This window comes from Cryobacterium sp. TMT1-2-1 (genome assembly GCF_004403955.1).
GTDB classification, from domain to species: Bacteria; Actinomycetota; Actinomycetes; order Actinomycetales; family Microbacteriaceae; genus Cryobacterium; species Cryobacterium psychrotolerans.
This window is the reverse complement of the sequence record NZ_SOHC01000046.1, coordinates 98673-107440: the sequence shown is the minus strand read 5'-3', so window position 1 is coordinate 107440 and position 8768 is coordinate 98673. Positions and strand designations below refer to the sequence as shown.

Genomic DNA, 8768 nt, shown 5'->3' with positions numbered 1-8768 from the left:
GCCGGCGCCCGAGCCGGCGCCCGAGGCCGAGCCGCCGGCCGACATCCCGGACGGGTGGTCCGTCGCCGGGCCGACGACCGCGGTGGAGGCGCAGGCGGCACGCGAGGCAGCGGCCCCGGCGAGTTCGGCCGCGCTTATCGCCCTGGGCGTTTTCGCCGGGATCTACCTGCTGTACACGATCGGCTGGTTCCTCGGCGTCGGCCGGATCGAGAACTCGCTGATCGAGCCGGTGGCCAGGTTCATGTTTTCGCTGGGGCTTGGGCTCGCCGTGGCGGCGCCCGCCGCCTGGTTCGGTGCGACCTACTGGCTCACCTCCGGGCACGGCAACGCGCGCATCAGCTGGCTCCTCGCCGGCGCGGTGCTGCTCGCGCCGCTCCCATTCATTCTCGGCACCGGAGGTATCTCATGAGCGACGCATCCGAGGCGAAGGTCGAGGCCGCCCGCACCGGGCGACCCACGCCGCAGTGGGTGAGCCTCACCATCGCCATCTTCTTCGGGCTCTTCTTCGCCTGGGACGTCTGGGAGGCCGTCACCAATCTGGTCGGCCTCAACCTCGCCGCGCAGGGCCTCGACACGCAACTGAACGGCGGCGCGTGGGCCGTGCTCATCGGCGGTGTTCTGCTGCCCGTGGTCGTCTATGCGCTGGCATTCCGGCTCGGCCGGGGCCGCACGGCCGTGGCCCGGGCCGTGCTCTTCCTCGTCGGGCTCTGCCTGGTCGCCGCGCTCACCCTCGACATCTTCACCTTCGGCCTCGGCGCCCTCCTCCTCTAACCCCCATCACTCCCCGTCCTCTCCCCGCGAAACCGCAGTTGTGCGCGTTATTCGGGCGTTTTAGCGCGCACAACTGCGGTTTCGCGGGGGTTTTAGGCGATCGCGAGAGCGATGAGGACCATCAGGGCGAGCTGGCCGATGAGGCGCGGCACGAGGGGGATGGAGACCCGCCCGAAACGCTCCGGGTGGCGGGCGGCATACGCGTTCGCCGGGAAGACGAGGGCGAGGAACACCACCAGGCAGACGCCGGACGTCATAATCGTCGGCGGGTAGAGCAGTCCGATTCCTCCGGCCAGTTCGCAGAGCCCGGTGAAGATGACGAGGTTGCGCGGGTTGGCGAATCCGCTCCAGCGCAGGCGAGGCGGCACCATCGCCGCCATTGTGCGCTGCACGCCGGGCAGAAAATGCGCGGTTCCCGCCACCACGAAGAGGAGGGCCAGCACCAGGCGGAGGGCCAACTGGATGCCGGGAAACGTAACGCTGCTCATCGGTCCATTGTGCAGCCAGTAGGCTGATTTGGTATCTGGCGCCCCACGGTCGCGGCGCACATCCCTTGCCTGTCGCAAACGAAGGATCCCTTTTCGTGTCGAAGCCTGTCGTCCTGATCGCCGAAGAACTCTCGCCCGCTACCGTCGACGCCCTCGGCCCCGATTTCGACGTGCGCCAGGTCGACGGCACGGACCGTGTCGCGCTGATCGCCGAGCTTGCGACGGCGCACGCCATCCTCGTGCGGTCGGCGACGAAGGTGGATGCCGAGGCGATTGCGGCCGCGCCGCTGCTGAAGGTCATCGCCCGCGCCGGCGTCGGCCTCGACAACGTCGACATCAAGGCGGCCACCACCGCCGGCGTCATGGTCGTCAACGCGCCCACCTCGAACATCATCTCGGCCGCCGAACTCACCGTCGGCCACATCATCAGCCTGGCCCGCCACATCCCGGCCGCGCACGGCGCCCTGGCCGAGGGGCAGTGGAAGCGTTCCACGTACACCGGTGTCGAGCTGTATGAAAAGACCATCGGCATCATCGGGCTGGGCCGCATCGGCGCGCTCATCGCGGCCCGTATGCAGGCGTTCGGCACCAACGTCATCGCCTATGACCCCTACATCACGTCGGCCCGGGCGCAGCAGCTCGGGGTCGTGCCGGTCAGCCTGGACGAACTGCTCGCGCAGTCCGACTTCATCACGATCCACATGCCGAAGACGCCGGAGACCACCGGCATGATCGGCGAGGCGCAGTTCAAGCTGATGAAGCCGACCGCGTTCGTCGTCAACGTCGCCCGCGGCGGGCTGATCGACGAGGACGACCTGTTCACGGCGCTGACCACCGGCACGATCGCCGGCGCGGGCCTCGACGTGTTCGTCAGCGAGCCGCCGACCGGATCTCCGCTGCTCGGCCTGGACAACATCATCACCACGCCCCACCTCGGCGCGTCGACCGACGAGGCCCAGGAGAAGGCCGGGGTCTCCGTCGCGAGGTCGGTGCGCCTGGCGTTGTCCGGCGAGCTCGTGCCCGACGCGGTCAACGTCGCCGGCGGCGTCATCGACCCGTATGTTCGCCCCGGCATCCCGCTGGTGGAGAAGCTCGGCCAGGTGTTCTCCGGGCTCGCGCAGCACAGCCCGCTCACGAGTGTCGACGTCGAGGTGCGCGGCGAGCTTGTCGACTACGACGTCAGTGTGCTCCGCCTGGCCGCGCTCAAGGGCATCTTCACCAATGTCGTGAGCGAGACCGTGTCCTACGTGAACGCGCCGCTCCTCGCCGAGCAGCGCGGCGTCAGCGTGCGCCTGATCACCGAGGCCGAGTCGCCCGAATACCGCAACGTGATCACGCTGCGCGGCGCCCTCGCCGACGGCTCGCAGGTCTCCGTCTCCGGCACGCTGACCGGCACCAAGCAGGCGGAGAAGATCGTCGAGGTCAACGGCTACGAGGTCGAGGTCCCGTTCGCGAAGAACCTCATCGTCATGCTCTACACGGACCGCCCGGGCATCGTGGCCGTCTACGGCCGCGAGTTCGGCGATGCCCAGATCAACATCGCCGGCATGCAGATCGCCCGCCACGTTGCCGGAGGCAAGGCGCTCAGTATCCTGACCGTGGACTCGCCGGTTCCGGCCAGTCTCCTGGCCAGCGTGCGCGACGCGATTGAGGCCGACATCCTGGTGGAGATCGACCTCACCGACTAGCGCGACGGGCGCTCGCCCTACGAGCGCTGCCGTCAGGTCCCAGTGGCGGTCAGCCGTTCGATCACTCCGAGAAGCCGGTCGAGCGCGGCGGCGTCCTGGCCGGATGTCGCCGGCGCGCCCGGGTGTGCCAGCGTCGACTCGTAGTACAGGCCGTCGCTGATCAGCATGATCGCCTCCGCCGTGCCGGGGTCGCCCACGGCTTCCTCGACGACGGCGAGCCACTGGCGACGGATGTCCGCGAGCGCCTGGTTCGCGCTCGGATGTGACCCCTGCGCCAGCCGGGCGACCGCGACGATCGCCCGGTCCAGGGGCGTGCCCTCGCTGACCGAGGTGCGAATGAGATAGTCGACCACGCCGGCCGGGGCCGAGCGGATGTTGTCGATGTCGACCCCGACGAGCGCGCGGAGGCGCGCGATCAAGCCGTCCACGAGGGCATCCTTCGAGGCGAAGTGATAGAGCAGGCCGCCCTTGGACACCCCGGCGGCGGCGGCGACGGCATCCAGCGTCGCGGCGCGCTCACCCTGGTCGATCAGCACGGCCACCAAGGCGTCGAGGATCCGGTCCCGGGTGGGGACCGCGGCGAGGGAGGAGGCGGGGGTGGACGGTGCGGGGGAGGACAAGGCCATGCGGCCATCGTACCGAGGCGCCTGCCTCGCCGGATCTCACGCCGCTCAGGCGAGCGCCAAGCCTGCCCACTGGATGACTATACCGTCTGGACGGTATAGTAAATGCAACACGAGTCCAGAAAGCCGCCCGTTCATGTCACGCCCTACGATTACCGCATCTTCGCCCCTGCACGTCGCCGCACGCCGACGCCGGCAGTGGTGGGCGCTGGCCGTGCTCATGCTGCCGGTGCTCCTGGTGTCGATCGACAACACCGTGCTCAACCTCGCCCTGCCCGCGATCTCGGAGGACCTCGGCCCCACCGGCGCGCAACTGCTCTGGATGATCGACGTCTACCCGCTCATGCTGGCCGGGCTGCTCGTCGCGATGGGCAGCCTCGGTGACCGGATCGGGCGGCGCCGGCTGCTGCTGATCGGCTCGGCCGGCTTCGGCGCGGTCTCCGTGGTTGCGGCGGCGGCACCGACCATCGAGTGGCTCATCGCGGCGCGGGCCGTGCTCGGAATCTTCGGCGCCATGCTCATGCCGCCGACCCTGTCGCTGCTGCGCTCCGTCTTCGTCGACCGCGACCAGCGGCGACTGGCCATCGCGGTCTGGGCGAGTGGTTTCGCCGCCGGAAGCGCCCTCGGCCCCGTCGTGGGCGGGGTGCTGTTGCAGCACTTCGCCTGGGGCTCGGTTTTCCTCCTGGCCGTTCCGCTGCTCCTGCCGCTGCTCGCGCTCGCGCCGTTCCTCGTCCCCGAGTCCCGGGATCCGAATCCCGGGCGAATCGATGTGCCGAGCATCCTGTTCTCGATCGTGACGATGCTGCCCATCGTCTTCGGCATCAAGGTGGTCGCGGAGCACGGACCTGGCCCCGCCACCCTCGCGCCGATCCTGCTCGGAGTCGGTTTCGGCATCCTCTTCGTGCGCCGGCAGCGCAGGCTCGTCCAGCCCATGCTCGACCTGCGGCTGTTCCGCCGCGGTGCGTTCAGCGGGGCGGTGGGCGTCAACCTGCTCAGCGTGGTCGCGCTCGTCGGCGGGCTGTTCTTCGTCTCGCAGTACCTGCAGCTCGTGCTGGGCCTGTCGCCGCTGAACGCGGGCGTGGTTCTCGTGCCGGGCCTGGTCACCATGATGATCGCCGGCCTGCTCGTCGTGCCGATCGCCCGGCGGGTGCGACCCTCGGTGCTTGTCCCGCTCGCGCTGCTGGTGTCGGCCGGCGGTTACGCGGCCGTCGCCCTGGTCGGAGACTCGCTCGATGCGGTCGGCATGGCCCTGGTCTTCGTGGCCCTCGGCATCGGGATCGGAGCCGCGGAGACGGTCTCCAACGAACTCATCGTGACGAACGCCCCGGCCGAGAAGATGGGCGCGGCCGCGGCCGTCGGGGAGACCGCCTACGAGCTGGGCGCGGTGCTCGGCACGGCAGTCCTCGGCTCGATCCTCACCGCTTCCTACCGCAACGCCGTTGTGCTTCCCGATGGGCTGACCAGCCCCGAGCAGGCCGCGGCAGGGGAGACGCTCGGCGGCGCGGTGTCGGTGGCCGCCGGGCTTCCGACGGATGCCGCGGCGGCGCTCCTGGAGTCGGCGCGGGCGGCCTTCGGCAGCGGAATCGGGCCCAGCGCCTGGATCGGGGTCGCTCTCGTGCTGCTGGCGGCCGGCGTGGCCCGGTTGACGCTGCGCAAGGCCCGGTAAGCGGTGTCCGTGACAGGGAAGAGGCCCCGGGGAGCGATCCCCGGGGCCTCCCTCGTGCGTGAACCGTTGGTCGAACGGTTAGATGCCGCGCACGTGCATGTCGTTGACTTAGATGTCGTTGGCCTTGTTCTCGTGGCGGGTGACCTGCTCGCCGCTGGCGGGGTCAACGGCGCTGCGCGTGGTGACGACGCTGCTGCGCTTGCGGGTCATCAGGACGAGACCCAGGATCGTGATGACCGCTCCGGCACCCATCAGGATGTAGCCGACGAGGTCGAGGTTGATGACATCAACGCTGACGTTGAGGGCGAAGACAAGGATGGCGCCAACGACGAAAAGGAAAATTCCCAGTCCGATACTCATGGTGTTCTGCTTTCTTTCGGTTGTCAGGGTTGGTCCAGCTTAGACACACGATTCGCGGCAGTAGGGTTTATCTACTGGTTACTTTCAGACATACGGAGCCGAATGTCACGTCAAATCAAGCTTGCTGTCATCCCCGGAGACGGGATTGGCCCCGAGGTCATCGCCGAAGCAGTCAAGGTTCTGGATGCCGTGACCGCCCGCGAGGAGGTCACCTTCGAGAAGACCGAGTTCTCGCTCGGGGCGGCCAGGTTCCTCGAAACCGGCGACGTGCTGACCGACGCGGACCTGGCAGCAATCGCTTCGCACGACGCGATTCTTCTTGGCGCAGTGGGCGGGGTTCCGGGCGATCCGCGGCTCGCCGACGCGAACATCGAGCGTGGTCTGCTGCTGGGGCTGCGCTTCTCGCTCGACCACTATGTGAACCTGCGCCCCAGCGTGATCTTCCCCGGCGTGCCCGGCCCGCTCGCGGCACCCGGTGCCGTCGACTTCGTCGTCGTGCGCGAGGGAACGGAGGGCCCGTATGTCGGCAACGGCGGGTCCATCCGCCAGGGCACCTCGCACGAGGTGGCCAATGAGGTGTCGGTCAACACGGCCTTCGGCGTCGAAAGGGTCGTGCGCCACGCGTTCGCCGTGGCGCAGGGGCGGCCCGCCCGCAGGCTGACGCTCGTGCACAAGACCAACGTGCTCGTCTTCGCCGGGAGCCTGTGGCAGCGGATCGTGCTGGCCGTGGCCACCGAGTACCCGGATGTCACGGTCGACTACCTGCACGTCGACGCCGCGACCATCTTCATGGTCACCCAGCCCAGCCGGTTCGACGTGATCGTCACCGACAACCTGTTCGGCGACATCCTCACCGACCTGGCAGCGGCGATCAGCGGCGGCATCGGGCTTGCCGCCTCCGGGAACATCAACCCCGACGGCCGCTTCCCCAGCATGTTCGAGCCGGTGCACGGTTCCGCTCCGGACATCGCCGGCAAGCAACTCGCCGACCCCACCGCAGCCATCCTCTCGGTCGCGCTCCTGCTCGACCACCTCGGCCTGACCGAGGCCGGCGCCCGGGTGAAGGCGGCGGTCACCGCCGATATCGCCGACCGCGCCGACCGGGGCGTTGACTCGGCCCCGCGCAGCACCGCCGATGTGGGCGATGCGATCGTGACCCGCCTGACCGAGACCATCGTGACCCGTCCGACAGAAAAGGGACTCCAGTGAGCCAGACAATTGCCGCGACCGCTGCCACCGAACGAGCGCCGCTGACCTTCACCGTCACTCCGTCGACCCACGCGCGCTCGGCCGCCGAGCGCGAGGCCATCCTCGCCGACCCCGGCTTCGGCAAGAACTTCACCGATCACATGGTGACGATCGACTGGACCCTCGACGAGGGCTGGCACGACGCCCGCGTCACCGCGTACGGCCCGCTGATGCTCGACCCGGCGTCATCCGTGCTGCACTACGCGCAGGAGATCTTCGAGGGACTCAAGGCCTACCGGCACGCCGACGGCTCGATCTGGACCTTCCGCCCGGAGAAGAACGCCGAGCGGATGCAGCGTTCCGCACGCCGTCTCGCCCTGCCTGAGCTGCCCGCCCGCGACTTCATCGAATCGATCAAGCAGATTGTTGCCGTCGACGGCGACTGGGTGCCATCCGCTCCCGAGACGAGCCTGTACCTGCGCCCGTTCATGATCGCCAACGAGACCTTCCTCGGAGTGCGCGCCGCGCACAAGGTGGGCTACTACGTGATCGCCAGCCCGGCCGGTGCCTACTTCCACGGCGGCGTGGCCCCCGTGAAGATCTGGCTGGCGGCCGACTACTCCCGCGCCGGGCGCGGCGGCACCGGAGCCGCCAAGTGCGGCGGCAACTACGCCGCGTCGCTGCTTCCGCAGATGGAGGCGAACGAGAACGGATGCGCGCAGGTGCTCTTCCTCGACGGCGAGACGGGCACCCGCATCGACGAACTCGGCGGCATGAACGTGTTCTTCGTGCACGGCACCGACACGCTCGTCACGCCGCGACTGACCGGGTCGATCCTCGAGGGCGTCACCCGCGACAGCATCATGCAGCTCGCCCGTGACCGCGGGATGACCGTGGAAGAGCGCGAGGTGACTCTCGACGAGTGGCGCGACGGCGTGGCATCCGGCGCCATAACCGAGGTCTTCGCCTGCGGCACCGCCGCCGTCGTGACCCCGATCGCCCAGCTCAAGGGCAAGGACCTGGAGATCGGCGACGCCGACGCGCCCGCCGGGGAAATCACCATGGCGATCCGCCAGGAGCTCACCGACATCCAGTACGGCCGTCGCCCCGACCGCCACGGCTGGCTCACCCGGCTCGACGCCCCGGAATCCCGGGCATGAAGATCGCGCGGTTCAGCCGCGGGGAGATCATCGCGTTCGGCATCGTCGATGAGGACGAACTCGTCGTGCTCAAGGGCGATCCGATGTTCGCCGGCTACGACCCGACGGGGGAGCGGGTGGCGCTGCACGACGTGCGCCTGCTCGTCCCGGTGATCCCGCGGTCGAAGATCGTCGGGGTGGCCAATGCCGCGTTCCTCACTGCGCACGAGAAGGCGGACGGGGAGCCGGGCGAACCGGTGCTGTTCCTCAAGCCGAACACCGCCGTCGTCGGACCCGGCGACCCGATCGTGCTCCCGGCCGGAGTGAACGACGTGCGGGCCGAAGGCGTGCTCGGGATCGTCATCGGCAAGATCGCGAAGAATGTGCCGGTCGAGCAGGCCGCAGACGTGATCCTCGGCTACACGGTGGGGATCGACGTCACCGCGCACGAGTTGCAGGAGCGCGACGGGCAGCCGGCCAGGGCGAAGGGCTTCGACTCGTTCTGCCCCCTCGGGCCGGTCATTGACACCGAGTTCGACGCCGCGGCGGCGGTCATCCGTGGCCAGGTCAACGGCGAGGACGTGCAGAGCGACGACATCGCACTGATGCGCCACTCGATCGCGGAGCTCGTCTCCTTCGTCTCGGGCGTCTTCACGATGCTGCCCGGCGACGTCATCCTGACCGGCGCGTCCGGTCGTTCCCGGGCCATCGCCGACGGCGACACCGTCCTGGTCGAGATCCCGGGCATCGGCACGCTGTCGAACCCGGTGCGCCGCGCGCGGTAGCCCCGCCCTCCTACATCCAACCTCCTACCTCCTCTCGCCTCTCGCCCTCTCGCCCTCTCG

Annotated in this window: 10 protein-coding genes; 7 read left to right on the top strand and 3 right to left on the bottom strand. The window is 69.1% G+C overall.

Annotated elements, in window-relative coordinates; all coding sequences use genetic code 11:
• The coding region (locus E3T33_RS15240; RefSeq protein WP_166784449.1) for a hypothetical protein at positions 1 to 409 on the top strand (409 nt) is incomplete at its 5' end.
• Entirely contained in the window at positions 406 to 771 is a 366-nt protein-coding gene (locus E3T33_RS08750; protein WP_092324228.1) for a hypothetical protein, read from the top strand. The genes E3T33_RS15240 and E3T33_RS08750, both read left to right, overlap by 4 nt.
• 92 nt (positions 772 to 863) lie before the next feature.
• Here E3T33_RS08750 and E3T33_RS08745 read toward each other — a convergent pair whose 3' ends face one another.
• Entirely contained in the window at positions 864 to 1259 is a 396-nt protein-coding gene (locus tag E3T33_RS08745; RefSeq protein WP_092324226.1) for a DoxX family membrane protein, read from the bottom strand.
• Between the two features lie 95 nt (positions 1260 to 1354).
• On the opposite strand from E3T33_RS08745, the gene serA reads away from it, so the two are divergent.
• Positions 1355 to 2947 (top strand): phosphoglycerate dehydrogenase, encoded by a 1593-nt coding sequence (gene serA / locus E3T33_RS08740; protein ID WP_092324225.1) that lies wholly within the window; start codon positions 1355 to 1357, stop codon positions 2945 to 2947.
• Between the two features lie 32 nt (positions 2948 to 2979).
• Here the strand turns inward: serA and E3T33_RS15670 are convergent, their stop codons facing one another.
• The gene (locus tag E3T33_RS15670) at positions 2980 to 3573 is read right to left on the bottom strand and encodes a TetR/AcrR family transcriptional regulator (RefSeq protein ID WP_092324223.1); all 594 of its coding nucleotides are present in this window, start codon (positions 3571 to 3573) and stop codon (positions 2980 to 2982) included.
• A gap of 133 nt (positions 3574 to 3706) precedes the next feature.
• Between E3T33_RS15670 and E3T33_RS08730 the strand changes: the two genes are divergently transcribed.
• Positions 3707 to 5236: an MFS transporter gene (locus tag E3T33_RS08730; RefSeq protein ID WP_092324222.1), complete on the top strand. Its 1530-nt coding sequence runs from the start codon at positions 3707 to 3709 to the stop codon at positions 5234 to 5236.
• Positions 5237 to 5344: 108 nt separating this feature from the next.
• Here E3T33_RS08730 and E3T33_RS08725 read toward each other — a convergent pair whose 3' ends face one another.
• Positions 5345 to 5596 (bottom strand): DUF6458 family protein, encoded by a 252-nt coding sequence (locus tag E3T33_RS08725; RefSeq protein ID WP_092324220.1) that lies wholly within the window; start codon positions 5594 to 5596, stop codon positions 5345 to 5347.
• 102 nt (positions 5597 to 5698) lie between these two features.
• Between E3T33_RS08725 and E3T33_RS08720 the strand changes: the two genes are divergently transcribed.
• The 3 genes from E3T33_RS08720 to E3T33_RS08710 are packed head-to-tail and all read left to right on the top strand — an operon-like array spanning position 5699 to position 8708.
• On the top strand, positions 5699 to 6805 hold the full coding sequence (locus E3T33_RS08720) for a 3-isopropylmalate dehydrogenase (RefSeq protein ID WP_092324219.1): 1107 nt from the start codon (positions 5699 to 5701) through the stop codon (positions 6803 to 6805).
• Positions 6802 to 7944, top strand: coding sequence for a branched-chain amino acid aminotransferase (locus E3T33_RS08715; protein ID WP_198417094.1), 1143 nt, complete (start codon positions 6802 to 6804; stop codon positions 7942 to 7944). The genes E3T33_RS08720 and E3T33_RS08715 overlap by 4 nt, the downstream gene beginning before the upstream one ends.
• Complete coding sequence (locus E3T33_RS08710) at positions 7941 to 8708, top strand: fumarylacetoacetate hydrolase family protein (RefSeq protein ID WP_092324217.1); 768 nt, start codon at positions 7941 to 7943, stop codon at positions 8706 to 8708. Before E3T33_RS08715 ends, E3T33_RS08710 begins: the two co-directional genes overlap by 4 nt.
• Positions 8709 to 8768: the final 60 nt, after the last annotated feature.

Coding starts and splice junctions, on each gene's coding strand:
- E3T33_RS08730 (WP_092324222.1), top strand. CDS start 3,707: ATGTCACGCCCTACGATTACCGCATCTTCGCCCCTGCACGTCGCCGCA.
- E3T33_RS08710 (WP_092324217.1), top strand. CDS start 7,941: ATGAAGATCGCGCGGTTCAGCCGCGGGGAGATCATCGCGTTCGGCATC.
- E3T33_RS08750 (WP_092324228.1), top strand. CDS start 406: ATGAGCGACGCATCCGAGGCGAAGGTCGAGGCCGCCCGCACCGGGCGA.
- E3T33_RS08725 (WP_092324220.1), bottom strand. CDS start 5,596: ATGAGTATCGGACTGGGAATTTTCCTTTTCGTCGTTGGCGCCATCCTT.
- E3T33_RS15670 (WP_092324223.1), bottom strand. CDS start 3,573: ATGGCCTTGTCCTCCCCCGCACCGTCCACCCCCGCCTCCTCCCTCGCC.
- E3T33_RS08745 (WP_092324226.1), bottom strand. CDS start 1,259: ATGAGCAGCGTTACGTTTCCCGGCATCCAGTTGGCCCTCCGCCTGGTG.
- E3T33_RS08720 (WP_092324219.1), top strand. CDS start 5,699: ATGTCACGTCAAATCAAGCTTGCTGTCATCCCCGGAGACGGGATTGGC.